Below are 23475 nucleotides of genomic sequence, written 5' to 3'. Positions count from 1 at the left end.
ACGAAAACATCACTTTAGCGGCGTTTCCGTTCGAATTTGATGCCGGACATGATGGCCTCGAACGCGTCTTTCTCGTCGCGGTTGATCCGCGCGCCGTTGTCGGCGATGTCAAAAACGGCCCTGTCCTCATTCTGGCTGCGGCTTGTACGGTTGCGCTCTTCGGCGGCTTGCGCCAGCCGATAGGTCAGCGCCTCATCTGCCAGTTCGGACAGTTCCTCCGCAGCTTCGGCAATCTCAGCATCCAACCCCCGGAGCGCTTTGATTTTTGCGAGTTCCTCGGCCAGCGTCATCTCGGCCTTTTCCACGTCGCCCGGTTTGTGCACGCAGGGGATGACTGCGACATGGCGAAGGGCCAGAAGGTTTTCAAGGGGTTCGGCCCCCAAAGTTCCCACTATGTGATCTTTCAGATTGTCCGGGTCATCAATTGCGTGGCGCAGGATGACCTCGCGCAGCGCCGAGTGGTCTGGATCGTGGCAGTCCATCTCCTCCAACTGGTGTTCGAACTGCACGACAACCTTGGGGTTCAGAATGGCGATGGCCAGAATGACCGCTTCGCGCATCTGGATATCTGCATTCTCGGACGAGGCCAGAAACGAGGCGCGCGCGCCCGGCGAAGCAGGCTGTTTTTGTGGCTTCCATTTGCCGCCCGACTGCCATTGGCGGTTTTGCGGTTGGCGTTGCGGACGGAAAAGCTGCCAGCACAGGTCTTTGACTTCCCGTTCATAATGAGAGCGTATTGATGCATCTCGGATCAACGCCGTCTTGTCCTTCAGAGCACGCTCCAAACCCGCTCTACGCTCCGGGCTGTCGAAAACTATTCCCTCGGTCTCACGCTGCCACAGTAGCTTGACCATGGGCATGGCACCTTCCAACACGGCCTGCACAGCCGCAGGCCCTTCGGCGCGCAAAAGATCGTCGGGGTCTTTGCCTTCGGGCATCAGTGCAAAGCGCAGGGATTTTCCGGCTTCCAGAAGCGGCAAAGCCAGATCGACGGCCCGCATCGCCGCCCGCAGGCCGGCCGTGTCGCCATCCAGCGCAATGATCGGTTCATCCGAGATGCGCCACAGCAGTTGTAGCTGGTGTTCGGTAATCGCGGTTCCCAGCGGCGCAACCGCCGCCTCAAATCCAGCCTCGGCCAGCGCGATCACATCCATGTAGCCTTCGGCCACGATCAGGGGCTGCCCCTTCCCGGCCGCCTGCCGCGCGGGACCCTGATTGTAAAGGCTCCGGCCTTTGTCGAACAACTCCGTCTCGGGCGAGTTCAGGTACTTCGCGTTGTCATTGGGGTCCATCGCGCGGCCACCAAACGCAATGCAACGCCCGCGAGGATCACGGATCGGGTACATGATCCGGTTGCGGAATGCGTCATAGGGCTTCTTGCCCTTGTTCGAGGGTTTGGCCAGCCCGGCCCCGAGGATCAGATCCTCGGCCACGTTCTTGCCCCGCAGATGATCCCACAGCGCTTGCCAGCCATCCGGGGCAAAGCCGATTTCCCACCGGTCCAACGCCTGTTCGTTAAGCCCGCGACGCGTCAGATAATCCCGCGCGGCCCCACCTGCCCCGGTCTTGAGTTGCAGGCGAAAGAACTGGGCGGCCTGCTCCATCACATCAGCCAGTTGCGCGCGGCGGTCCTGTTTTTCCTGTGCTTTCGGGTCGCGTTGCGGCATGGGCATACCCGCCTCGCGCGCCAGAATCTCGACTGCTTCGATGAACGAGACATTCTCGGTCTCTTTCACAAAACTGATCGCGTCGCCTTTGGCGTGGCATCCGAAGCAGTAGTAGAACCCCTTCTGGTCGTCGACATGAAACGAAGCCGTCTTTTCGTGATGGAACGGGCACGGCGCCCACATGTCACCCTTGCCCTGATTGGACTTGCGCTGATCCCACATGACTTTGCGTCCGACGACCTGAGACAGGCTTAGCCGGGTGCGCAATTCATCCAGGAAACCGGGGGGCAATGACATGTGTCGAACCTGCCAGAAATGAAAACGCGCGCCAAGAGGATGGCGCGCTTATCCACAAGGAATATAGCCAGCTGTGGATTATTGCTGAAGACATAGCTCCAGCCAGGCCGCGCCCAGATCCTTTTTGCGAACGTCGCGCATCTTTTGCTCATACACCCAAGGGGTGATCAACGGAATCGCTGCATTGTAGTTTTCGGGCCAGGTCGGGCCGCTGTCAGCGACCGCCTTCGCAACATCGCGTTCCTTGACGCGATCCAGGCGGGCGTTCTGAATAGCGGCCACCACGTCGGCCTGATACTTGCAGCTTTGTTCTTTGGTCTCAGCCGCGGCCAGAGGCGTTGCCAAAAGAATGGCGGCGATGGCGATGCGCAACATTGAAAGTCCCCCGGGATTCGTTTCACTCGCGGCAACTTACCTGTGCGCCAAAGCGCCCGCCACAACCGATTTCCCGAATTCGTTGAATTGATCGGAGGCGACCCGGGTTACCTTGCGCCCGGATCGCCTCAATGCATCAAAGTCCCTTGGCCCGATAGCTTTTGGCAACTCTGTCGATGGCGACGATATACGCCGCAGTCCGCAGGTCCTCGACATCATCGCGGTTGTGCCAGACCTCACGCATCGACTGATAGGCGATACGCATCGTGTCATCCAACCCCGAGCGAACCAGTTCCAGTTCGTCCGCGCCCCTGAGGTACTTGGACTTGAAGTTCGGGGACATTGACCACGCGTCGCCCAGATATCTGTCCAGCCGCTCAAGTTCGCTGACAATCAGTTCGTGGCGAGCTTCCTCCTGCCGGCGCTGCATCCGCCCAAACCGGATATGGCTCAGGTTCTTGACCCATTCGAAATAAGAAACGGTCACACCGCCCGCGTTTGCGTACATGTCCGGAATGATAACGACGCCCTTTTTCCGAAGGATATCGTCCGCACCGGCAGTCACCGGACCATTCGCGGCCTCGATAATCAACGGCGCCTTGATCCTTTCTGCGTTGGAAAGGTTGATGACACCTTCCAGTGCCGCCGGGATCAGAATGTCACATTCGGCCTCAAGGACGGCAGCGCCCTCTGCGGTATGCGCCGCATCCGGATAGCCGCTGACGCCGCCATGCTTCACAATCCAGTTCCGCACCGATTCAACGTCGATGCCATCCGGATTGTGCAGGGCACCGTCCCGCTCAATGATCCCGATAACGCGCGCGCCATCTTCCTCGCTCAGGAACTTTGCGGCGTGATAGCCCACGTTTCCAAGCCCCTGAACGATCACGCGCTTGCCATCCAGACTTCCGGACAAGCCGGCCTTCTCGATGTCGTCCGGGTGCCGGAAGAATTCACGCAGCGCATACTGAATTCCGCGACCGGTTGCTTCGACGCGCCCCGCGATACCACCCGCGTTGAGAGGCTTGCCCGTCACACAAGCACGCGCATTGATATCCGTCGTATTCATGCGCGCGTATTGGTCGGCCATCCAGGCCATCTCACGCTCGCCGGTTCCCATGTCCGGGGCGGGCACGTTCTGCGATGGGTTGATCAGGTCGCGTTTTGCCAGTTCATAGGCAAACCGTCGGGTGATCTGTTCCAGTTCGTGTTCTTCATACTGACGCGGGTCAATACACAAGCCGCCTTTGGAGCCCCCGAACGGCGTCTCGACCAGCGCGCACTTGTACGTCATCAAGGCAGCCAGCGCCTCGACCTCGTCCTGATTGACTTCCATGGCATAGCGAATACCGCCTTTGACCGGCTCCATGTGTTCGGAATGGACCGACCTGTATCCGGTAAATGTATGGATATCACCGCGCAGGCGCACACCGAAACGGACGGTATATGTGGCGTTGCACACCCGGATCTTCTCTTCAAGTCCCGGCGGCAGATCCATTAGGGACGCGGCCCTGTTGAACATCAGGTCAACACTTTTACGAAAGCTGGGTTCAATAATGCCGGTCATAAATTCCTCCGTACCGGAAACTGACATATGTCACGACTTTTTGTCGCACCCTTCATGGAAAGCCGCAACGCCCAACTGCACTTTTTTAATAAGAATGCCCTCAAGGCGTATGCGCAACTGTTACTGAGTCGTTTGGTTTGGCCGAGTTGCAGGAGATTGTCGCCAAAACACAAACAGACCCTTTAGCATACCTATATTATCCTCACTTGAGTGGCGAAAAGGTCAAAACCAGGCCTTTTTTGCCCAATTGACGCCATGTTTCAAAGCTAGCTTTAACCCAATTTTATTTTCCTATGTCGCACACGTTATGTGCGAAGCGGAGGCATCAAAATGAAAAAGTTCTCGCTTATTGCCGGTAGCATTTTGCAGAAACGCAAATCTTCCACGTTGCGGCAGTTCGTCGAAAATGAAGACGGCACATTTTCATATTTTGTGCTGTTTGTTTTTTTGGGAATGTTGGCCGCAGCGGGTGTCGGCGTCGATTTAATGAACCATGAACGCGACAGAGCCAAACTACAGGCCACTCTGGACCGCGCCGTTCTCGCCGCAGCCGATTTGGATCAGAAAGAAAGCCCGAAGACCGTTGTTGAGTCCTATCTCGACAAGGCAGGGCTTTTGGAAAATCTCAAGACCGTCGACGTACAAGACAGTTTTGGTACGCGAAGAGTTTATGCGACGGCCGAAGCAGTGATACCGACAAATTTCATGGCCCTGTCAGGTATCAAAACTTTGACCGCGACCGCAGCCAGCGCCGCTGAAGAATCAATCGGAGCCGTTGAAATTTCGCTGGTTCTCGATATTTCGGGTTCAATGTCCGAAAATTCGGCCACCCCGGGGATCAGCAAAATCGATGTTCTGAAAGAAGCAGCATCTGATTTCGTTAAACTGATGCTCGACAAACCAGGTGAAAGCCAGATATCGATCTCGCTTATACCCTATGCGACGCAGGTTAATGCGGGCGCTTCCCTGCTGGACCAATTCACGAATGTCACGCAGGAGCATAGCTATTCGCACTGCGTGAATTTTATCCCTGAGCAATACAGTGATTCCGATCTCCTGCGGGGTGACAGGCTGGAACGGACAGCGCATTTTGACCCGTTCACTTATTCTGAGGGTTCGATCACTCTGCCTGTTTGCCCTGTCCGCGCCGGCAGCGCGATCACACCTGTCACGGATGACCTGGGCAAATTGCTTGACCAGATCGCACTTCTTTCACCCGGCGGAAACACGTCGATTGATGTTGGAATGAAATGGGGCGTTGCGCTTCTTGATCCCGGCATGAGCGGTATTGTCTCCGATCTGTCCCTTGAAACGGATGCGGCATATGCGCCGAAGACAATAGTCCCTTCCAAGTTTGCGAATCGTCCGACAAACTATGACTCGGACGTTCTGAAAATTGTGATCGTTATGACCGATGGAAAGAACACCGATCAGTACATGCTGAATCCGTCACTGAGGGAAGGTATGTCGGACGTATGGTACAACCCCGAAGCAGAAGAATACACCGTTTATCACTCGCAGGGACAGCCGAACTTTTTCTGGCCTCAGCAAGACCAGTGGGCAGACCATCCGTTCGGCAACCCTGAGCCCGAAACTGCCGACAACGAAGAGGTGGGTACGGCTTTCCGCCTGACATACCCGCAACTGTTCAACCGTGTGTCTTTGGCTTGGAACGCCAATTACAACTACTACTGGCAGTCCAGTGCCTGGGCTGAGTGGTACTCTGCAGCGTTCTCCAAAGTAGAAACCGCTGCCAAGAACCAGCACACCAAACACATCTGTGACGCAGCAAAAGACGAGGGCATTATCGTATATGGTATCGCCTTCGAAGCACCAAGAAGTGGCTATCGGGTTCTTCGGGACTGCGCTAGCTCGCACAGCCATGTCTACGACGTGAGCGGACTGTCGCTTGAAGACGCCTTTTCTTCGATCGCATCATCGATCCGCAAACTGAGGTTGACACAATGACTCAGAGTATTTTGCCGCTGATGCACCGGTTATTTGGGTCTGAAGATGGAAACGCCACGATTGAATTCGCTATTATCTTTCCGGCGTTCATGTTTTTCATCCTAGCAGGCGCAGAACTGACATTATTGACGACACAGCAGGGTATGTTGGAACGTGCTGTTGACCAGACCGTTCGCGACATTCGACTTGGAACAGGGAATAATCCGCAGCACGACGAACTAAAAGACACCATTTGTTCACGGGCTCAGTTCATCAAAAACTGCTCCTCCAACCTTCGGCTAGAGATGATCCGTCAGAGTGCCTTCACCGGGGTCGTGCTGTCCGATACACCTGACTGCACGGACAACTCCGAACAGGTAGATCCTGTTCTGAACTTCACCAATGGTCAATCCAATGAATTGATGATCCTGCGGGCATGCGCGCGGATTGATCCGGTGTTTCCGACCTCGACAATCGGCAAAACCCTCGTGGATGAAACCGGTCAATATGCGCTAACGGCTACGACAGCCTTCGTACAGGAACCTTTGTAAGATGACGTCGATCATGACAAAAATGGCAAAGTGTCTGAAATCGTTTCGGCGGGATGAACGTGGTATTATTACCGTAGAGGCCATCATGGTCTTTCCACTACTGTTCTGGACGGTATCGATGACCTTCGTCGCGTTCGAAGGCTTCCGTCAAAGCGCGTCAAATCTGAAGGCCGCATTTACCGTAAGCGATCTTATCTCTCGTGAAACTCAAACTATTACAGATGTTTACATAGATTCTCTGCACGAATTGATGGAGAAGATGGTCAACAATAATTCGCAAATGAATTTGCGTGTTTCGCTGATTGTTTTCGATGAAGAAGATGATCGCCACTATGTGCGGTGGTCGTCGACTCGCGGCTATGACGTCAAGTGGACAGATGACAGCATTCACGAAATTCGGTCCCAGCTTCCGCCGATGCCCAACCAAGACACTTTGATTCTGGTTGAAACGTCAAATGAATACGTTCCGATTTTTTACACGGGATTTAAATTCGCAACCGGAGTTACTTTCGAAAACTTTGTCTTTACTCGCCCGCGTTTTACCAACGAAATTGCGGCCTCGGTCTAGGTCAATCCATTTCAGCCAGAAGTGCGGACAACATTTCGGACATGAACTTGGTCTCGGCGGCGGCAGTCATGCCGCCGACCCCCACACGATGACCCAATCGCCACCAAAGGCCTGGCGCCCAGGTGTTTTTTCCCTTGCCGGTCGTGCGAACAAGAAACCCGTTTGATGGTTTGAAGGCAAACACGCCGCGATCAACAGTTTCAATATCTTCGACATTGGCAATGACCTGCCCCGCTCCGGTGCGCAACTCAGCTCGAGTCAGTTCGATACGGTCTGTTGTGGCGTGCCACATGCGATGTGCCAGCCAGAACGCCCCGCCCGCGATCACGAAAAGGAAAACCTGCCATCCCAAGGCAGGTGGTGCCGCCAAGGCGACGTAAAGTACCAACGCTCCAACTGTGCCCAGCATTCCTACACCTGCCCATCGTCTGGGTGATGATGCCTGAACTGTTGCCAGCACTTCGTCCTGCATGGGGCCCTCTTTCTTTGCCTCGACTTCCCTTACCTGCTTTGCGAAATAATGGACAGGGGGTCCCGACCTGCGCGGCGTCGCACATTGCGCGCGCGTTTTTGTCAATTGACCGCGCAGGCGCACAAATTACATGGTTGTCATGTAAATCAGGAGGCAAAAATGTCCCTCAGGCCTACTTTGGAAACCAGACAATCCGTTCCAACACGGGAAGGCGCCGGTGTGCATTTGCATCGTGCCTTCGGGTTTCAGGACCCGTCCGAACTCGACCCATTTCTTCTTTTCGACGATTTCAGGAATGAGAACCCGCAGGACTACCAAGCAGGATTTCCGTGGCATCCGCATCGCGGAATTGAGACCATTACTTATGTTCTGTCCGGGACCGTCGAACACTCGGATTCACTGGGCAACACCGGAACACTTGGCGCCGGTGACGTGCAGTGGATGACGGCAGGTTCGGGGATATTGCATCAGGAAATGCCACATGGAAACGCCAGTGGTCAGATGCATGGGTTCCAGTTGTGGGGAAACCTGCCCTCTGACCAGAAGATGACTGCACCCCGGTATCAGGACGTTCAAAGCCGGGAAATCCCCGAGATCACGGATGATGACGGCACCACGGTTCGTGTGATCGTGGGTACGTTCTGGGGGAAAACCGGCCCTGTCGACGGCATTGCGGCTGATCCGCAATACCTGGATATCCGCATCCCGGCAGGCGTCAAAAAAACTTTTCCCATAGACACTTATCGCCGGGCCTTCGCTTATGTTTTCGATGGTCAGGCCGCGTTTGCCGACGCGTCACAACCCACCGGCGTTCTGCTGGAAAAAGAGGTGGCGGGGCAAGAGGTCAACATTCGCGACATGTCAGGCAACCGGACGCTGGTCCGCTTTGGGTCTGGCGACGAAATTACGGTTCAGGCGGGGCCGCAAGGAGTTCGGTTCCTGCTGATCTCCGGTGCGCCGATCAACGAACCGGTCGCCTGGCACGGGCCAATCGTCATGAACACCCGGGCCGAGCTGAAACAAGCCTTTGAAGAGCTTCGAAACGGAACCTTCATCCGGCCAGCACACTAAGGACGGGCGGGCAGATCACGTCGCAACGGCGCGACAGACCATGTCCCAGTAGATCTGCTCGACCTGATCCAGTGACAACCTCCCGCCTGCCCGATACCAGGTCATCACACCATTCAGCATTGCGATCACAGCAAAGCTTGCGATCCTGGTGTCGGGTACTTTGAACAGGCCGGCGACATGACCGTCACGCAGAATACCTTCCAGTGAATCCTCGTACCTGCGGCGCAGATCTTCGATTTCCGTGAAATTCTCGGGCGTCAGGTTTCGCAACTCCATATACGCTATGAACACCTCGTCCGGGCGTTCCAGGTGAAAGCGAATGTGAAATCCGACAAAGCGGCGCAAGGCATCGCGTGGATCTTCGGATTTGTCCTGTGCCTCATACGCCGACAGAAGCTCCTGCATATGGTCACGCATCAGACGGAAAAGCAGACTTTGCTTATCTGGGGTGTAGTTATACAAAGCACCGGCCTGCACACCGACCTCGGACGCGATCTGGCGCATTGAAACCGCCGCATACCCATGTCGGGCGAACAAAGCCAACGCTGCCTTGCGGATCCGCGGGCCGGTTATGTCAGAGTGTGAACCTTGGGTACGAGCCATAGGCCGACAGTATCTGAACGTTTGTTCAAATAGAACCCCGCTTGAACCGAACGGGCAAAAGGTGCATCACAATGGCGACTGCAACAACAACCGGCTTGTCATGAAACCCCTGCCCCTGCTGTTTTTGATGCTTGTCTTCGCCGCCTGCGCGGACATTCCTGAGCTGGAAGGCAGCGAGTCGCCAACCGTGCGCAAGTCCACGTTTCCCCGCTTGATCCCACTGAGCGAAGCGTTGGGCCCACCGGTTGATCCCGTAAGCGAAGCGGCCGAGGTCGAAGAGGACCTGAATGCGCGTGCCGAAGCGCTGGCGAATAAAGCGCAGGCACTTCAGAACGCAGAAATCGACTGATTGCCGGATTTCATTGGCCGCGCTGTCCTCTGACGCATTGCACCGACCCCATGAACCCGCTAAGGCAGCGCCTGACGGATGAAAAATCCAGACTGGCGAATACGAGCGGAAAGGAATCCACCGAATGACACAGGCGCTGCGGCTGGGAATTGCTGGCTTGGGGACCGTCGGCGTGGGTGTGATCCGGGTCGTCCGCAAACATGCGGATCTGTTGCAGGCCCGGACCGGCAGACCAATTGAAATCGTGGCCGTTTCCGCCCGGGACTCCGGCAAGGATCGCGGTGTCAACCTGTCCGACTACGCTTGGGAAAGTGATCCTGTCGCGCTGGCCCGCCGAGACGACATTGACGTTTATGTCGAGCTTATGGGGGGCGAGAACGGCCCGGCTCTGGCCTCGGTCGAGGCGGCGCTGGAGACCGGTAAAGACGTGGTAACCGCCAACAAGGCGCTGCTGGCCGTCCATGGTCAGAAACTGGCGGAGCAGGCCGAAGCCGCAGGCCGTGTCATCCGGTTCGAGGCGGCGGTCGCGGGTGGCATACCTGTGATCAAATCCCTGACCGAAGGGCTTGCCGGGAACGACATCACCCGTGTCATGGGCGTGATGAACGGAACCTGCAATTACATTCTGACCCGGATGCAGTCCCAGGAATTGGGATACAACGCGCTGTTCGAAGAATGCGCCCAACTGGGGTATCTGGAAGCTGACCCTAATCTGGATGTGGGTGGCATTGACGCGGCCCATAAACTGGCGCTTCTGTCCTCGATTGCCTTTGGAACCAAGCCGAATTTCGACGGGATCGAAATCGAGGGTATTCAGCATATCAGCCTGGATGACATTCATCAGGCGGACGACATGGGATACCGGATCAAGCTGCTGGGCGTGGCACAGCGTACCCGGCGCGGACTGGAACAGCGCATGCAGCCCTGCCTGGTGCCAAGCGGCTCACCTCTGGGGCAACTGGAAGGCGGCACCAACATGGTGGTGATCGAGGGTGACTCGATCGAGCAAGTTGTTCTGCGCGGACCCGGTGCCGGTGAAGGCCCAACCGCCAGCGCTGTCATGGGTGACGTTTGTGATCTGGCACGCGGATTGCATATTCCGACATTCGGCCGACCGGCCTCGACGCTGCAAGAGGCTACGCCTGCGCGAACCGGATTGCCCGCGCCCTATTACCTTCGCCTTGCCCTGTTGGACAAACCCGGTGCGCTGGCGAAAGTTGCGGCCATTCTGGGTGATGCCGGAGTTTCCATCGACCGGATGCGCCAGTATGCCCATTCTGAAAACACGGCACCCGTCCTGATTGTAACTCACAAGACCACGCGCGCGACACTTGATGTGGCGCTGGAGGGGTTCAGGTCCACTGACGTGGTTTCGGGGGAACCTGTCGCGCTGCGCATCGAAGAGGTTTGACCCTTGCGGCCTGTGCCAGACGCAGGCTATGCCGGACAGAACGCCTTTATTGACCCAAGGATACCGACACATGAACGCTGCCAAGACCGATTTCAACGACCGAATGCTTTCTTTGGGCCTTGCCCGTGTGGCTGAACAGGCCGCGCTTGCATCCGCCTCGCTTGTCGGACGAGGCGATGAGAAGGCTGCCGATCAGGCCGCCGTCAACGCAATGCGTGAGCAGTTGAATCTGTTGGACATCGCAGGTGTCGTCGTGATCGGCGAAGGTGAGCGTGACGAAGCGCCGATGCTTTTTATCGGCGAAGAAGTCGGCACTGGAAACGGCCCCGGCGTCGACATTGCGCTGGACCCGCTTGAGGGCACGACCCTGACCGCCAAGGACATGCCGAACGCGCTGACCGTGATCGCAATGGGCCCGCGCGGGTCGATGCTGCATGCCCCGGACGTATACATGGATAAGCTGGCCATTGGCCCAGGGTTCCCGGAAGGCGTCGTCAATCTGGACATGAGCCCGCGGGAACGCGTCGAAGCGCTGGCAAAGGCCAAAGGCTGTGATCCGGCGGACATCACCGTCTGTATTCTGGAGCGCCCGCGTCATGAGGCCATGATTGCCGAAGTTCGTGACACCGGAGCCTCGATCCGGCTGATCACTGACGGTGATGTGGCCGGTGTCATGCACTGCGCAGAAAGCGAAGAAACCGGCATCGATATGTATATGGGCCAGGGCGGCGCACCCGAGGGCGTTCTGGCTGCAGCTGCGCTGAAATGCATGGGCGGGCAGATCTTTGGCCGCCTGCTGTTCCGCAACGATGACGAGCGTGGCCGCGCCGCCAAGGCAGGTATTACCGATTTGGATCGCGTCTATGCGCGAGACGAAATGGTGACAGCGGACGTGATTTTTGCTGCGACCGGTGTAACCGGCGGCTCACTGCTACCGCGTATCAAACGCGAGCCGGGCTGGGTTGAAACGACCACTTTGCTGATGCGGTCGAAAACCGGTTCGGTGCGGCGTATGTCCTATCGTACACCGATGTGGCCACATAGCGACGCATAGCGGCTTGCGCCGCTGCCTCCGGCGGGAGTATTTGTAAAAAGATGAAGAGGCCGGGTCCGCGAGGGTCCGGCCTTGGCGCATAAGGGGCATGGGATGAGCTTTCTTGGGGTCGAGCAGTCATTGACCGGACGCCGCTGGATCGGACCTACGCCGGACATCGAGCGGGCAACAGAAATGCTGGTGCAGCAGGCCGGGTTGCCCCGCGCTGTCTGTCAGGTGCTGGCACGGCGCGGCGTGCCAGCGATGGAAGCAGCAGGATTTCTTGAGCCCAAGCTGAAAGAACTGCTGCCGGACCCGCGTTCGATGCTGGATATGGAGAAGGCAGCAACGCGGTTCCTACAGGCCGTCAGGGCGCGGCAACGGATCGCCGTGTTCGCGGATTACGATGTGGACGGCGGAAGCTCGGCCGCATTGTTGCTGGTCTGGCTGCGACAGATGGGGATCAGCGCCACGCTTTATGTCCCGGACCGCATCGACGAAGGCTACGGGCCAAATGTTCCTGCCATGCAGACGCTGGCTGCTGAACACGACCTGATCATTTGTGTCGATTGCGGAACGCTGAGCCATGAGCCCATCGCGGCAGCCAACGGCGCGGATGTGATCGTTCTGGACCACCACCTTGGCGGAGAAACCCTGCCCGACTGCGCCGCGATCGTGAACCCGAACCGGCAGGATGAAAGTGGCGATCTGGGGTATCTTTGCGCGGCGGGTGTCGTTTTCCTGATGCTGGTCGAGGCCGGGCGGCAATTGCGCGACGCCGGTATCAAAGGTCCGGACCTGATGTCGATGCTGGATCTGGTCGCCCTGGCGACGGTTGCGGATGTAGCACCTTTGATCGGTGCCAACCGGGCCCTTGTTCGTCAGGGACTCAAGGTCATGGCCAGACGTCAACGCCCCGGGCTTGTTGCACTGTCGGATGTGTCCCGCATGGACGCGGCACCCAATTCCTATCATCTGGGGTTTCTGCTGGGGCCTCGTGTCAACGCCGGTGGTCGCATTGGTCAGGCCGATCTGGGTGCCCGCCTGCTGAGCACGGAATCGACAGCAGAGGCCGAGGCCTTGTCGCAGCGGTTGGATGAGTTGAACACCGAAAGGCGTGATATTGAAAACGCGGTGCGTGCCGCTGCGCTTGATCAGGCGGAAGAACGCGGACTGGATGCGCCGCTGGTCTGGGCAGCGGGTGAAGGCTGGCACCCCGGCGTCGTGGGCATCGTTGCCTCTCGCCTTAAGGAAATGGCGAACCGCCCTGCCATTGTCATCGGCTTTGACGGGGATGAGGGCAAGGGGTCTGGTCGATCCGTATCGGGCATCGATCTGGGTGCTTCGATCCAGAAGCTTGCCGCCGAGGGTCTGCTGGTCAAGGGCGGTGGCCACAAGATGGCGGCGGGTCTGACGGTCATGCGCGATAAACTGGACGCGGCGATGGAACGGCTGAGTGAATTGCTGGCCAAACAGGGGGCCGGTCAGGGCGGCCCGGCGGATCTGAAGCTGGACGGTGCGTTGATGCCCGGAGCGGCCTCGGTCGAGTTGATCGAACAGATCGAAAAGGCCGGCCCGTTCGGCGCCAGCGCCCCTGCCCCGCGTTATGCCCTGCCTGAGCTTCAGGTGCGGTTTGCCAAACGCGTCGGCGAGACGCACCTCAAGCTTTCATTGTCCGATGGGCTGAACGGCGGTCTGGACGCCATTGCATTTGGTGCGTTCGACGGCCCCATGGGCGAGAAGCTGTTGAATCACGGAGGAGCCCGCTTTCATTTCGCGGGCCGACTTGAGGTCAACACATGGGGCGGACGTCAAAACGTTCAGCTTCGGCTTGAGGATGCTGCCGAGGTAAATTGAAGGCTGTTTCCTGACCCTGAAAGCACCGCCAAAAAAGTTTCACATCCCTGCGTTTTTCGGCTTGCGGGGGTGGGAGGTAAACCGTAAAAGGCCCTCCACAAGCCAGCGTGGCCCGTTCGTCTATCGGTTAGGACGCCAGGTTTTCAACCTGGAAAGAGGGGTTCGATTCCCCTACGGGCTGCCACTTGTGCTTGACTGGACCAAGTGGCCCGTTCGTCTATCGGTTAGGACGCCAGGTTTTCAACCTGGAAAGAGGGGTTCGATTCCCCTACGGGCTGCCATTTGCACTTTCCTTAATCAAAGTTTCAGAACCAAATATCTGGCGCCTGGTCGCTGGTTCACTTGAGGTTAGGTCAGTTGTTCTCCGGACTTTGAGTGCTCTTTCCCGATTCCGGCGAAGTCAGCAATCCTTGCCGTGACCCCTCCCGAATTCCTCTTTCAATATAATAAAAACAAAGAGTTACGCATCTGCATTTTCATTTACTAAAAAATTAGTTTGACAGGCGCGCGAAAAATCGCTGATGGTATCTGACATCCGGTTCCCACCGGAGAACCATAAATTTTTGGGAGGAGACAGATGCGGAGACATCTACTTTCCGCAGTGGCGGCGGCTGCCGTCATTGCGGGGCACGGTCCTGCTTGGGCCGACGAAGCCGCAGCACAACGCTGGATCGACGACGAATTCCAGCCATCGACCCTGTCGAAAGACGAACAGATGGCTGAAATGCAGTGGTTCATCGAAGCTGCACAGCCTTACGCGGGCATGGAAATCAACGTCCTGTCTGAAGGCATCCCCACTCACTCGTATGAATCCGAGGTTCTGACCAAGGCATTCGAAGAGATCACCGGAATCAAGGTCAATCACCAGATCCTTGGTGAAGGCGAAGTGGTTCAGGCCGTTCAGACTCAGATGCAGACCGGCCGGAACCTCTATGACGGCTACGTCAACGACAGTGACCTGATCGGCACCCATTCCCGCCTGCAACTGGCCTATCCGCTGACCGACATGATGGGCGGCGACTGGGCGGCGACAACCTCGCCGACGCTGGATCTGGATGACTTCATGGGCATTCAGTTCACCACCGGTCCGGATGGCAAGCTGTATCAGTTGCCCGACCAGCAGTTCGCAAACCTTTATTGGTTCCGCAAAGACTGGTTCGACGATGAAGCCAACAAGGCCGCGTTCAAGGAAAAGTATGGCTATGACTTGGGTGTTCCGGTCAACTGGTCGGCCTACGAAGACATCGCCGAATTCTTCACCAACGACGTGAAAGAAGTCGATGGCGTCGCGATCTACGGCCACATGGACTACGGCAAACGCGCGCCTGACTTGGGCTGGCGTATGACTGACGCCTGGCTGTCAATGGCTGGTGCCGGCGACAAGGGTGAGCCGAACGGTATTCCGGTCGACGAATGGGGCATCCGCATGGAAGCGGGCACCTGTAACCCAGTTGGCGCTTCGGTGTCGCGCGGTGGTGCTGCCAACGGTCCGGCTGCGGTCTACGCGATCCGCAAATGGGACGAATGGCTGCGCAACTATGCGCCTCCGGGTGCGGCGTCCTATGACTTCTACCAGTCGCTGCCGGCGCTGAGCCAAGGCAACGTGGCCCAGCAGATCTTCTGGTACACCGCATTCACCGCCGACATGGTGAAGCCGAAGTCCGAAGGCAACAACACCGTGGATGACGAAGGCACGCCGCTGTGGCGGATGGCGCCCAGCCCGCACGGCCCCTACTGGGAAGAAGGCCAGAAGGTTGGGTATCAGGACGTGGGTTCCTGGACTTTCCTGAAGTCGACTCCCGAGGATCGTGCTCAGGCAGCGTGGCTTTATGCCCAGTTCGTGACGTCCAAGACTGTCGATGTGAAGAAGTCCCATGTGGGTCTGACTTTCATCCGCGACAGCTCGGTTAACCACGAGTCCTTCACCGAGCGCGCACCCAAGCTGGGTGGTCTGGTCGAGTTCTACCGCTCGCCTGACCGTGTGGCATGGTCGCCGACCGGCATCAACGTTCCGGATTATCCGAAGCTGGCCCAGATCTGGTGGCAGCAAATCGGTGACGTGAACTCGGGCGCCTTCACCCCGCAAGAGGCGATGGACCGTCTGGCTGAAGAGATGGACATCACCATGGCCCGTATGCAGGCCGCGGATGAAAGCGCCGGTGTCTACGGTGGCTGCGGCCCGCGCCTGAACGAGCCGCAGGATGCGTCCTTCTGGCTGGAAAAAGCGGGTTCGCCCAAGGCCAAGCTGGAGAACGAAAAGCCGCAGGGCCAGACCGTCAACTATGACGAACTGGTTAAGCGCTGGCAGTCCCAGTAACAGCAACATCGTAGGCCGGGTTTAAGCCCGGCCTACCCTAAAATGCCCCGCGAGTTTCCCAGATGATCGAACTTCAAGATGCCACCAAACGGGTCGGCAACGTCATCCATATCAAATCCACAAACCTGACCCTTCATACAGGCCACTTCAATGTATTGTTGGGTGCAACCGGCTCGGGCAAGACCTCTCTGATCAAGATGATGGCCGGGCTGGACCCGATAGCCTCGGGCAGGGTCCTGATGGATGGGCAGGATGTCACGCGACTGAACACGCAGAAGCGTCAGATCAGCCTGGTGCACCAGTTCTTCGTGAACTATCCGCATATGACCGTTTTCGAAAACATCGCCTCGCCGCTGCGCGTGGCGGGTATGGCGAAAAGCGAAGTCGAAGGCCGCGTTGAAGAAGCGGCCGACCTGCTGCAACTGCGCCCGATGCTGCACCGCCGCCCACATGAGTTGTCGGGTGGACAACAACAACGGACCGCACTGGCGCGTGCCATTGCGAAAGAGAGCCGCGCCGTCTTCCTCGACGAACCGCTGGCAAACCTGGACTACAAGTTGCGCGAAGAACTGCGCGAGCAACTGCCCGACCTGTTTGCAGGGCGTGGCGCGGTCGTGGTCTATGCCACCTCGGAACCCGAAGAGGCGTTGCTGCTGGGCGGCTACACCGCACTGATGGAAGACGGCCGCGTGACCCAGTTTGGGCCGACCGCCGACATCTATCGCAACCCGGAAAACATCGCGGCGGCGCGTGTCTTCTCGGACCCGCCGATCAATGTGGCGCACATTACGGTTTCCGGTGCCCAGGCACATCTGGCGGGCGGCGGCGGCTGGCCGGTCACTGACATGGCCGACGGAGATTACATGGTCGCCGTGCGCCCGCACCGTGTGACCCCGTTCCGCACCACAGACGCGGATGTGGAACTGACCGGGCGCGTGATCGTGACAGAGCTGTCGGGCTCGGATTCCAGCGCGCATTTCCAACATGGGAACGACGCTTGGGTTTCGCTGGCCGCCGGTGTGCACCCTTATCGGGTGGGCGAGGATCACAGTTTCTACATGAACCCGGCCCATTGCCGGTATTTCGGCCAAGACGGCAAAAGGGTAGCCTGACATGGCACAGATCAAACTTTCAAACCTTCGACACAGCTATATGCCCGCGCCGAAAGGCCCGGAAGACTATGCGCTGAAGGAAATTGACGTGACATGGCGCGATGGGGGAGCCTATGCGCTGCTGGGCCCGTCGGGCTGCGGCAAGTCTACGTTGCTGAACATCATCTCGGGCCTTCTGACACCGTCCGAGGGGCAGATTTTGTTCGACGACCGCGACGTAACGGCCCTGCCCCCCGATCAGCGCAACATCGCGCAGGTGTTCCAGTTCCCGGTGATCTACGACACAATGACCGTGGGCGAGAACCTGGCCTTTCCGCTGAAGAACCGGGGCGTGGATGCTGCCACGATCAAGCGCCGTGTCGATGAAATTGCCGAGATGCTGGACGTCACGGATATGCTGGGCACCCGCGCCTCGGGTCTGAGCCCGGACAACAAGCAGAAGATCTCGATGGGCCGCGGATTGGTGCGCGACGACGTGAATGCGGTGATGTTCGATGAACCCTTGACCGTGATCGACCCGCATCTGAAATGGAAGCTTCGGTCCAAGCTGAAAGAACTGCACCAGCGCGTCAAAGCGACAATGATCTACGTAACCCACGACCAGACCGAGGCTCTGACTTTCGCGGACGAGGTGGTGGTGATGCAGGAAGGCGAAGTGGTTCAGATTGGCACGCCCGTCGAACTGTTCGAACGCCCTCAGCACACGTTTGTCGGCCACTTCATTGGCTCACCCGGCATGAATGTCCTGCCCTGCGAGGCGAAAGGCGACCGTGCTATCTTTGAAGGCCATGAGGTAATGCTGGAAGGCCCAACTCATGGTGATGGGGGCCGCACCGATTTGGGTATCCGGCCCGAGTATGTTGGATTTGGCGACACCGGCATTCCCGCACACGTAACGAAAGTCGCCGACATCGGCCGTCACTATGTGATCAGCGCGATGGTCGGCACTACTGCCCTCAAGGCGGTGACCGAACATAGTGTGCCCGAACCCGGGTCACAGGTTTTCCTGCAATTCAAACCCGAACAATCCCGCGTCTATCGCGACGGCTGGATCGCAACTCAGGAGCGGGCGCAATGAGAACGGAAAACCAAAAAGCGTGGTTCTTTGTCCTGCCTGTGCTGGCGCTGGTCGCGTTCAACGCGCTGGTTCCGATGATGACGGTGGTCAACTACTCGGTGCAGGAAACATTCGGCAACAACCAGTTCTTCTGGGAAGGCCTTGGCTGGTTTGAACAAATCCTGCGGTCCGACCGGTTTCAGGCCGCGCTTGGACGGCAATTCCTGTTCACCGCGCTGATCCTGCTGATTGAAGTCCCGCTGGGCATCATCGTTGCCCTGTCGATGCCGCGCAAAGGCTTCTGGGTGCCGGTCTGCCTGGTACTGATGGCCCTTCCGATGCTGATCCCATGGAACGTGGTCGGGTCGATGTGGAACATTTTCACCCTGCCAAAGATCGGTCTGCTGGGGTATTTTCTGAATGACGTTCTGGGCATCAACTATGACATGACGCAACAGCCGCTATCGGCCTGGATCACTGTCATCATCATGGATGTCTGGCACTGGACCTCGCTGGTGGTTCTGCTGTGCTACGCGGGTTTGGTGTCGATCCCGGACGCCTACTATCAAGCTGCGAAGATCGACGGCGCCAGCCCCTGGTCTGTGTTCCGATATATCCAGCTGCCCAAGATGAAAACCGTCCTGACCATCGCCGTGCTGCTACGCTTCATGGACAGTTTCAACATCTACACCGAACCGTTCGTTCTGACTGGTGGCGGCCCCGGCAACTCAACCACCCTGCTGTCGATCGACCTTGTGAAAATCGCGCTGGGACAGTTCGACCTTGGCCCTGCGGCCGCGATGAGCCTGATCTATTTCGCCATCACGCTACTGGTCTCTTGGGTCTTCTACACTCTGATGACAAAGGATGACGCGCAATGAAGAAGCGGTCCATCATCCCGATCCTTTATATCGCGTTCCTGATGCTGCCGATCTACTGGCTGGTGGCAATGTCATTCAAGACCACGAACGAGATCCTGTCGGGCTTTTCCCTGTTTCCCCAGACCTTTACGCTGGAGAACTACATCACCATCTTCACCGATCCGACATGGTACTGGGGCTACATCAACTCGATCACCTATGTGACTCTGAACACAGTACTTTCTGTCTGCGTTGCCCTGCCAGCCGCTTATGCTTTTTCGCGCTATCGTTTTCTGGGCGACAAACAGTTGTTTTTCTGGCTGCTGACCAACCGGATGGCACCGGCTGCGGTCTTTGCGCTGCCGTTCTTCCAGCTCTACTCCTCGATCGGTCTGTTCGATACGCACCTGGCCGTGGCGCTGGCGCATACGCTGTTCAACGTGCCGCTGGCCGTGTGGATTCTGGAAGGGTTCATGCGCGGCATCCCGAAAGAGCTGGATGAGACCGCCTATGTCGACGGCTATTCCTTCCCGCGCTTTTTCGTCACGATCTTTCTGCCCAACATCAAGGCAGGCGTGGGCGTTGCTGCGTTCTTCTGCTTCATGTTCTCGTGGGTTGAAATGCTGCTGGCCAAGACCCTGACTGCGGTCGAGGCCAAACCCATCGCCGCCGTGATGACGCGCACCGCCTCAAGTGCCGGGTATGAACTGGGCCTGCTTGCGGCAGCCGGGACGCTTACAATCATCCCCGGTGCCATCGTCATCTGGTTTGTCCGCAACTACATCGCGCGCGGTTTCGCGATGGGACGTGTGTGAGGTTCGATATGCGCAAACTCCTTCTCACCCTTCCCTTCCTGCCGTCGTCGGCCCTTGCACAGGCGAAGGCCGGTTGGGGCAATGTCGGCCAGCAAGAGGAAAAAGGGTTTTCGTGGACTGACCCCCTGTGGCCCGACTTCTGGATGGCCTGGACCCCTGCCACGCTGGCTGTTTTCGTCGGCATCTTCTCGGCCATTGCGCTGATTGGCCTGCTGGAAGGGTTCAAATTCCGCGACGGTATCGAACGGCGCGGCGTGCTGGGGCTGACCACCACGCTGGGCGACAGGCTGTTTATTACCCTGCTGGGCTCGGCCTATATCTTTCTTGCCTGGCTGGGCCTCGTGGGTCAGCCCGTCTGGACACCACTTTTCCTGTCCGTCGGATGGGGCATTTTCGTCTTCTGGAAAGTTTAAGCTTTGCGAAACAGCGAAAGGATGCTTGTCTGTCAGGCATACTAAAAAATGCGACACGAAAGACCGATGCGAAAGAAAAAAACAACAAACCTCCTGACCGAAGTAGAACTCGAGTTCATGAACGAACTCTGGGCGCTGGGTCAGGGCTCGGTCCGTGACGTGCTTGATTGTCTGCCACCAGAACGCAATCTGGCCTATACGTCCGGCGCGACCATCCTGCGCATTCTCGACGAGAAAGGTTTCGTCGAAAGCCGCAAGGACGGAAAAACGCTGATCTATAGACCGCTTCTGGAAAAAGACAGGTATCAGGCGCGTTCGCTTCAGAACCTGTCCCGCACATTGTTCGACGACACACCCGCCACGCTGGTGGCGCGTCTGGTCGATGACGCGGGGCTGAGCGAAGCCGATCTGGAGGAAATTCGGGCACTGGTAGAGAGGAGACTGCAAAATGACAGCGGTTAAACCGGTTCTCGATACATATCTCGAATTGAACATCGTGCTTGGCCTGTCCGCCCTTATCTGGCTGCTGGCCCGCGCGACATTGGCGAAGACTCCGATGCGAAACAGCTTTGTCGCGCAGTTGCGCGCGCTCAAAACGCTGTGCGTTTGCGTGGTACTCAGTCCTCTGCTGGCGCTTGGCGCTTCGGCATTGGCGGGGCTGGCATGGCCCGGTCGCGCAGTGGCGCTGGGTGACATTGCGGTTGCCGCTTATCTGCGCGGCGAAATCGCGATGCCAGCGGTCCAGTTCGAGGCATTGCTCAACACCCGCGAACGCTGGATCGATCATATCGTTTCGGGTGAGTCTCTGGCTTTGATTATTGTCCTGATAGCTCTGGCGATGATCTCGGCGCTGTATCTTGTCCGCGCTGTGCGTGATGCGATTTCCATTCGCAACACGATCGGGACAAGTTTTCTGTGGCGCCGCTCTCGCAAAGTGGACATTCGCCTGTCGGACCGCATCACGGTGCCCTTCGCGGTGCGCGGTCTGCGCCGCCGTCACGTGGTTTTACCCAGTCACTTGCTGAATACGCCGCGTGAAATGCGGTTTGCTCTGGCCCATGAGTTTCAGCACATCCGCGCAGGCGACGTGGAATGGGAACTTGGGTTCGAACTGTTGCGCCCCGTTCTTTTCTGGAACCCGGCCTATCAGCTTCTGAAATATCAGTTCGACCGGTTACGGGAACTGGCCTGTGATCAGTCGGTTGTTGCCCGCAAAGGGATCGACGCGCGCGACTATACGTCCTGCCTGCTGGATTATTGCGCCCGCACAGTCGCGATGCGGAACCCGAAGGTTCTGAATGTAGCGCTGGTTTCCGGTGGAAAGGCCAAGCGGGTATTGCAGCAGCGTGTGATCGCGCTGACCGACACGCAGGTGGCTACGGCTCCGCTGCCGGTTCTGTTTTTGGGTCTGACGCTGACTTTTGCAACCTTGCTTGCGCTTGGATCAGCCTCGCTTCGCCAGACACATGACTGGAGCCATGATCGGCTGATGCTGTCGACGGTTGTCAATCTGGAACGGCTGGAGGCCCGTAACCAGGGTAACTGATCCCTCAGATCACCAACCGCGACGCCCGAACAGCGAATGGATACGGTTTTGCCCTGTAAACGGGTCGATCTTCTGCGGGTGTGCCAGCCCTGCGACGACGCGCTCGACCAGAACCCATCCTACCAGGGCAAAGATTACCCCACCAAAGGCCTGTCCCAGCAGCACGCCAGAAGCGCCCGCCAGCTTGGATCCGATAACGACAAAGACCCAAGTTCCAACGGTATGTCGCCCCCAGTTGATCCAGGTCGAATAGACCGGGTGCCCAAGATTGTTGAAACTGGCGTTCGCGACAAAAATCACTCCGTTAAAAAACGAAGCCAGCGCCAGCGGTCCGCAAAACAGGTAGATCAGCGTCCGTGTTTCGCCTTGCGCTGCAAACAAATCCGCGATTGGTGCACGCAGAAGAAACAGGATAGCCGCCATTGCCACGACGTATATCCCGGTAAACCGGATTCCGGCCCAAAAGGCGGCCCGCACACGATCATATCGTTCGGCCCCGAAGTTCTGCCCGATGATCGGACCGATCGAGCCTGACAAAGCAAACACCACAGAAAACGCCACCGGCATCAGGCGGCCGATCACGGCCATCCCCGCCACCGCGTCAGTTCCATATTGAGCAATTTCCCGAACTACGATGGCGTTTCCAATCGGCGTTGCGACATTGGTCAGAACCGCTGGAATTGCGATGGTTCGCACAGGGCGCAGGTCGTGCGCAACCTTTGACAGAGACGGCCGCGTAAAGCCCCGGTGCACACGCAGCGCCGGCAGTATCGCGGCTGCCAGCATACAAAGCCTTGCCAAAACCGATGCAATTGCGGCGCCATCCAGTCCAAGCCCCACCGCGAAGATCAGCACAGGATCCAGGACGGCATTCACCACACCGCCGTAGATCGTAGCCATCATCGAACGTCGCGCATCACCATGCGCGCGCAATACAGCCATCGCCGTCATGGCAATGGACATGACGCACATGGTCGGCAGGATGATCGAAACATAGCGGACCGAAAGCCGCAGCACCTCGCCCTCGGCGCCCAGAAGCGACAGTAGAAAGGTCAGGTTCATCAGAACCAGAGCCGAAATCAGGATACCACCAATCAGCCCCAGAACCGCGACGCTGGATGCGTAGTGGCGCGCCTGCTCTGGCCTGCCCGCGCCCAGTTCACGTGCAACGAGCGCCCCGGCGGAGATCGACAGCCCGATATTGATGGCGTTGGTAAAGAACAACAATGTCCCCGCATAGCCGACCGCCGCAGCCAGAGCGTCATTGCCCAGCATCGAGATGAATATCATGTCCACAAAGTCGACCGCGAAAATTGCCATCAGACCAATGCTGGTGGTCAAGGACATGCGCGTCACGTGCCGCATCAGGCTGCCGTTCAGAAAAACGGCATCGTTGCCGGACTGACCTGCCATGTTGTTCGTTGCTCCTGTTCAGGCGCTTTGTGTCACCTTGCAGCCGTTTGGGAAGGGGCGGCAACCCCAATTCACCCGGGCGGCGCAGATCAGGAACGGTTGCAACGGGGCTCAGTCGGCAGCCATTCCAAAACCCGTCACCGGTAGCGGAAAACGCTCTGCATGGCCGCCAGC

At 57.9% G+C, this 23475-nt stretch carries 22 protein-coding genes and 2 tRNA genes; 18 read left to right on the top strand and 6 right to left on the bottom strand.

Translation table 11 applies throughout. The annotated features are described in order from the left end of the window. Positions 1-14 precede the first annotated feature (14 nt). From dnaG to ACR3EQ_RS02285, 3 genes are all read right to left on the bottom strand, one after another. A complete protein-coding gene (dnaG, locus tag ACR3EQ_RS02295) occupies positions 15-1964 on the bottom strand; it encodes a DNA primase (protein WP_480489653.1) in 1950 nt (649 codons plus the stop codon). A gap of 78 nt (positions 1965-2042) precedes the next feature. Then, positions 2043-2339, bottom strand: coding sequence for a hypothetical protein (locus tag ACR3EQ_RS02290; protein ID WP_170616618.1), 297 nt, complete (start codon positions 2337-2339; stop codon positions 2043-2045). 136 nt (positions 2340-2475) lie between these two features. After that, the gene (locus ACR3EQ_RS02285) at positions 2476-3906 is read right to left on the bottom strand and encodes a Glu/Leu/Phe/Val family dehydrogenase (protein WP_170616620.1); all 1431 of its coding nucleotides are present in this window, start codon (positions 3904-3906) and stop codon (positions 2476-2478) included. Positions 3907-4236: 330 nt separating this feature from the next. On the opposite strand from ACR3EQ_RS02285, the gene ACR3EQ_RS02280 reads away from it, so the two are divergent. Genes ACR3EQ_RS02280 through ACR3EQ_RS02270 form a run of 3 tightly spaced genes read left to right on the top strand, consistent with a single transcriptional unit; the run spans position 4237 to position 6972 of the window. Next, positions 4237-5874, top strand: a complete 1638-nt coding sequence (locus tag ACR3EQ_RS02280) for a Tad domain-containing protein (protein ID WP_170616622.1) — start codon at positions 4237-4239, stop codon at positions 5872-5874. Beyond that, the gene (locus ACR3EQ_RS02275; RefSeq protein WP_170616624.1) at positions 5871-6404 is read left to right on the top strand and encodes a TadE family protein; all 534 of its coding nucleotides are present in this window, start codon (positions 5871-5873) and stop codon (positions 6402-6404) included. The genes ACR3EQ_RS02280 and ACR3EQ_RS02275 overlap by 4 nt, the downstream gene beginning before the upstream one ends. A 13-nt stretch (positions 6405-6417) precedes the next feature. Further along, positions 6418-6972 carry a pilus assembly protein gene (locus ACR3EQ_RS02270; RefSeq protein ID WP_170616626.1) on the top strand — a complete coding sequence of 185 codons (555 nt, stop codon included), beginning with the start codon at positions 6418-6420 and terminating at the stop codon, positions 6970-6972. A 1-nt stretch (position 6973) separates the two neighbouring features. Here the strand turns inward: ACR3EQ_RS02270 and ACR3EQ_RS02265 are convergent, their stop codons facing one another. Further along, on the bottom strand, positions 6974-7444 hold the full coding sequence (locus ACR3EQ_RS02265; protein ID WP_170616628.1) for a hypothetical protein: 471 nt from the start codon (positions 7442-7444) through the stop codon (positions 6974-6976). 159 nt (positions 7445-7603) lie between these two features. Between ACR3EQ_RS02265 and ACR3EQ_RS02260 the strand changes: the two genes are divergently transcribed. Beyond that, on the top strand, positions 7604-8515 hold the full coding sequence (locus ACR3EQ_RS02260; protein ID WP_170616630.1) for a pirin family protein: 912 nt from the start codon (positions 7604-7606) through the stop codon (positions 8513-8515). A 15-nt stretch (positions 8516-8530) separates the two neighbouring features. Here ACR3EQ_RS02260 and ACR3EQ_RS02255 read toward each other — a convergent pair whose 3' ends face one another. After that, positions 8531-9118, bottom strand: a complete 588-nt coding sequence (locus ACR3EQ_RS02255; protein WP_170616632.1) for a TetR/AcrR family transcriptional regulator — start codon at positions 9116-9118, stop codon at positions 8531-8533. Between the two features lie 100 nt (positions 9119-9218). Between ACR3EQ_RS02255 and ACR3EQ_RS02250 the strand changes: the two genes are divergently transcribed. The 14 genes from ACR3EQ_RS02250 (at position 9219) to ACR3EQ_RS02185 (ending at position 21888) form a co-directional block, all read left to right on the top strand. Then, complete coding sequence (locus tag ACR3EQ_RS02250) at positions 9219-9467, top strand: hypothetical protein (protein WP_170616634.1); 249 nt, start codon at positions 9219-9221, stop codon at positions 9465-9467. Positions 9468-9591: 124 nt separating this feature from the next. Further along, positions 9592-10878 (top strand): homoserine dehydrogenase, encoded by a 1287-nt coding sequence (locus tag ACR3EQ_RS02245; RefSeq protein WP_480489652.1) that lies wholly within the window; start codon positions 9592-9594, stop codon positions 10876-10878. Positions 10879-10948: 70 nt separating this feature from the next. Beyond that, positions 10949-11932, top strand: coding sequence for a class II fructose-bisphosphatase (glpX, locus tag ACR3EQ_RS02240; protein WP_170616638.1), 984 nt, complete (start codon positions 10949-10951; stop codon positions 11930-11932). 93 nt (positions 11933-12025) lie between these two features. Next, on the top strand, positions 12026-13768 hold the full coding sequence (recJ, locus tag ACR3EQ_RS02235; protein WP_170616640.1) for a single-stranded-DNA-specific exonuclease RecJ: 1743 nt from the start codon (positions 12026-12028) through the stop codon (positions 13766-13768). A 109-nt stretch (positions 13769-13877) separates the two neighbouring features. Then, positions 13878-13952, top strand: a tRNA-Glu gene (locus ACR3EQ_RS02230). A 22-nt stretch (positions 13953-13974) separates the two neighbouring features. Next, a tRNA-Glu gene (locus tag ACR3EQ_RS02225) sits at positions 13975-14049 on the top strand. A gap of 296 nt (positions 14050-14345) precedes the next feature. Further along, positions 14346-16085, top strand: a complete 1740-nt coding sequence (locus ACR3EQ_RS02220; RefSeq protein ID WP_170616642.1) for an ABC transporter substrate-binding protein — start codon at positions 14346-14348, stop codon at positions 16083-16085. Positions 16086-16147: 62 nt separating this feature from the next. Continuing rightward, on the top strand, positions 16148-17197 hold the full coding sequence (locus ACR3EQ_RS02215; RefSeq protein WP_170616644.1) for an ABC transporter ATP-binding protein: 1050 nt from the start codon (positions 16148-16150) through the stop codon (positions 17195-17197). Between the two features lies 1 nt (position 17198). Next, positions 17199-18275 carry an ABC transporter ATP-binding protein gene (locus ACR3EQ_RS02210; RefSeq protein WP_480489651.1) on the top strand — a complete coding sequence of 359 codons (1077 nt, stop codon included), beginning with the start codon at positions 17199-17201 and terminating at the stop codon, positions 18273-18275. After that, complete coding sequence (locus ACR3EQ_RS02205) at positions 18272-19135, top strand: carbohydrate ABC transporter permease (RefSeq protein ID WP_170616648.1); 864 nt, start codon at positions 18272-18274, stop codon at positions 19133-19135. The genes ACR3EQ_RS02210 and ACR3EQ_RS02205 overlap by 4 nt, the downstream gene beginning before the upstream one ends. Beyond that, positions 19132-19929 carry a carbohydrate ABC transporter permease gene (locus tag ACR3EQ_RS02200; protein ID WP_170616650.1) on the top strand — a complete coding sequence of 266 codons (798 nt, stop codon included), beginning with the start codon at positions 19132-19134 and terminating at the stop codon, positions 19927-19929. Before ACR3EQ_RS02205 ends, ACR3EQ_RS02200 begins: the two co-directional genes overlap by 4 nt. Positions 19930-20072: 143 nt before the next feature. Continuing rightward, on the top strand, positions 20073-20342 hold the full coding sequence (locus ACR3EQ_RS02195) for a DUF2160 domain-containing protein (RefSeq protein ID WP_480491731.1): 270 nt from the start codon (positions 20073-20075) through the stop codon (positions 20340-20342). A 66-nt stretch (positions 20343-20408) separates the two neighbouring features. Continuing rightward, positions 20409-20804, top strand: a complete 396-nt coding sequence (locus ACR3EQ_RS02190) for a BlaI/MecI/CopY family transcriptional regulator (protein WP_170616654.1) — start codon at positions 20409-20411, stop codon at positions 20802-20804. Continuing rightward, positions 20791-21888 carry a M56 family metallopeptidase gene (locus ACR3EQ_RS02185; RefSeq protein ID WP_170616656.1) on the top strand — a complete coding sequence of 366 codons (1098 nt, stop codon included), beginning with the start codon at positions 20791-20793 and terminating at the stop codon, positions 21886-21888. Before ACR3EQ_RS02190 ends, ACR3EQ_RS02185 begins: the two co-directional genes overlap by 14 nt. A gap of 9 nt (positions 21889-21897) precedes the next feature. Here ACR3EQ_RS02185 and ACR3EQ_RS02180 read toward each other — a convergent pair whose 3' ends face one another. Next, entirely contained in the window at positions 21898-23301 is a 1404-nt protein-coding gene (locus tag ACR3EQ_RS02180) for an MATE family efflux transporter (protein ID WP_480489650.1), read from the bottom strand. Positions 23302-23475 lie beyond the last annotated feature (174 nt).

The organism is Ruegeria sp. AN11 (assembly GCF_056536005.1).
This window is presented reverse-complemented; position numbering and strand designations above follow the sequence as displayed.

What these genes read in the sequence shown, in the direction of transcription:
- dnaG (WP_480489653.1), bottom strand. Translation starts at nt 1,964, where the DNA reads ATGTCATTGCCCCCCGGTTTCCTGGATGAATTGCGCACCCGGCTAAGC.
- ACR3EQ_RS02290 (WP_170616618.1), bottom strand. Translation starts at nt 2,339, where the DNA reads ATGTTGCGCATCGCCATCGCCGCCATTCTTTTGGCAACGCCTCTGGCC.
- ACR3EQ_RS02285 (WP_170616620.1), bottom strand. Translation starts at nt 3,906, where the DNA reads ATGACCGGCATTATTGAACCCAGCTTTCGTAAAAGTGTTGACCTGATG.
- ACR3EQ_RS02280 (WP_170616622.1), top strand. Translation starts at nt 4,237, where the DNA reads ATGAAAAAGTTCTCGCTTATTGCCGGTAGCATTTTGCAGAAACGCAAA.
- ACR3EQ_RS02275 (WP_170616624.1), top strand. Translation starts at nt 5,871, where the DNA reads ATGACTCAGAGTATTTTGCCGCTGATGCACCGGTTATTTGGGTCTGAA.
- ACR3EQ_RS02270 (WP_170616626.1), top strand. Translation starts at nt 6,418, where the DNA reads ATGACAAAAATGGCAAAGTGTCTGAAATCGTTTCGGCGGGATGAACGT.
- ACR3EQ_RS02265 (WP_170616628.1), bottom strand. Translation starts at nt 7,444, where the DNA reads ATGCAGGACGAAGTGCTGGCAACAGTTCAGGCATCATCACCCAGACGA.
- ACR3EQ_RS02260 (WP_170616630.1), top strand. Translation starts at nt 7,604, where the DNA reads ATGTCCCTCAGGCCTACTTTGGAAACCAGACAATCCGTTCCAACACGG.
- ACR3EQ_RS02255 (WP_170616632.1), bottom strand. Translation starts at nt 9,118, where the DNA reads ATGGCTCGTACCCAAGGTTCACACTCTGACATAACCGGCCCGCGGATC.
- ACR3EQ_RS02250 (WP_170616634.1), top strand. Translation starts at nt 9,219, where the DNA reads ATGAAACCCCTGCCCCTGCTGTTTTTGATGCTTGTCTTCGCCGCCTGC.
- ACR3EQ_RS02245 (WP_480489652.1), top strand. Translation starts at nt 9,592, where the DNA reads ATGACACAGGCGCTGCGGCTGGGAATTGCTGGCTTGGGGACCGTCGGC.
- glpX (WP_170616638.1), top strand. Translation starts at nt 10,949, where the DNA reads ATGAACGCTGCCAAGACCGATTTCAACGACCGAATGCTTTCTTTGGGC.
- recJ (WP_170616640.1), top strand. Translation starts at nt 12,026, where the DNA reads ATGAGCTTTCTTGGGGTCGAGCAGTCATTGACCGGACGCCGCTGGATC.
- ACR3EQ_RS02220 (WP_170616642.1), top strand. Translation starts at nt 14,346, where the DNA reads ATGCGGAGACATCTACTTTCCGCAGTGGCGGCGGCTGCCGTCATTGCG.
- ACR3EQ_RS02215 (WP_170616644.1), top strand. Translation starts at nt 16,148, where the DNA reads ATGATCGAACTTCAAGATGCCACCAAACGGGTCGGCAACGTCATCCAT.
- ACR3EQ_RS02210 (WP_480489651.1), top strand. Translation starts at nt 17,199, where the DNA reads ATGGCACAGATCAAACTTTCAAACCTTCGACACAGCTATATGCCCGCG.
- ACR3EQ_RS02205 (WP_170616648.1), top strand. Translation starts at nt 18,272, where the DNA reads ATGAGAACGGAAAACCAAAAAGCGTGGTTCTTTGTCCTGCCTGTGCTG.
- ACR3EQ_RS02200 (WP_170616650.1), top strand. Translation starts at nt 19,132, where the DNA reads ATGAAGAAGCGGTCCATCATCCCGATCCTTTATATCGCGTTCCTGATG.
- ACR3EQ_RS02195 (WP_480491731.1), top strand. Translation starts at nt 20,073, where the DNA reads ATGGCCTGGACCCCTGCCACGCTGGCTGTTTTCGTCGGCATCTTCTCG.
- ACR3EQ_RS02190 (WP_170616654.1), top strand. Translation starts at nt 20,409, where the DNA reads ATGCGAAAGAAAAAAACAACAAACCTCCTGACCGAAGTAGAACTCGAG.
- ACR3EQ_RS02185 (WP_170616656.1), top strand. Translation starts at nt 20,791, where the DNA reads ATGACAGCGGTTAAACCGGTTCTCGATACATATCTCGAATTGAACATC.
- ACR3EQ_RS02180 (WP_480489650.1), bottom strand. Translation starts at nt 23,301, where the DNA reads ATGGCAGGTCAGTCCGGCAACGATGCCGTTTTTCTGAACGGCAGCCTG.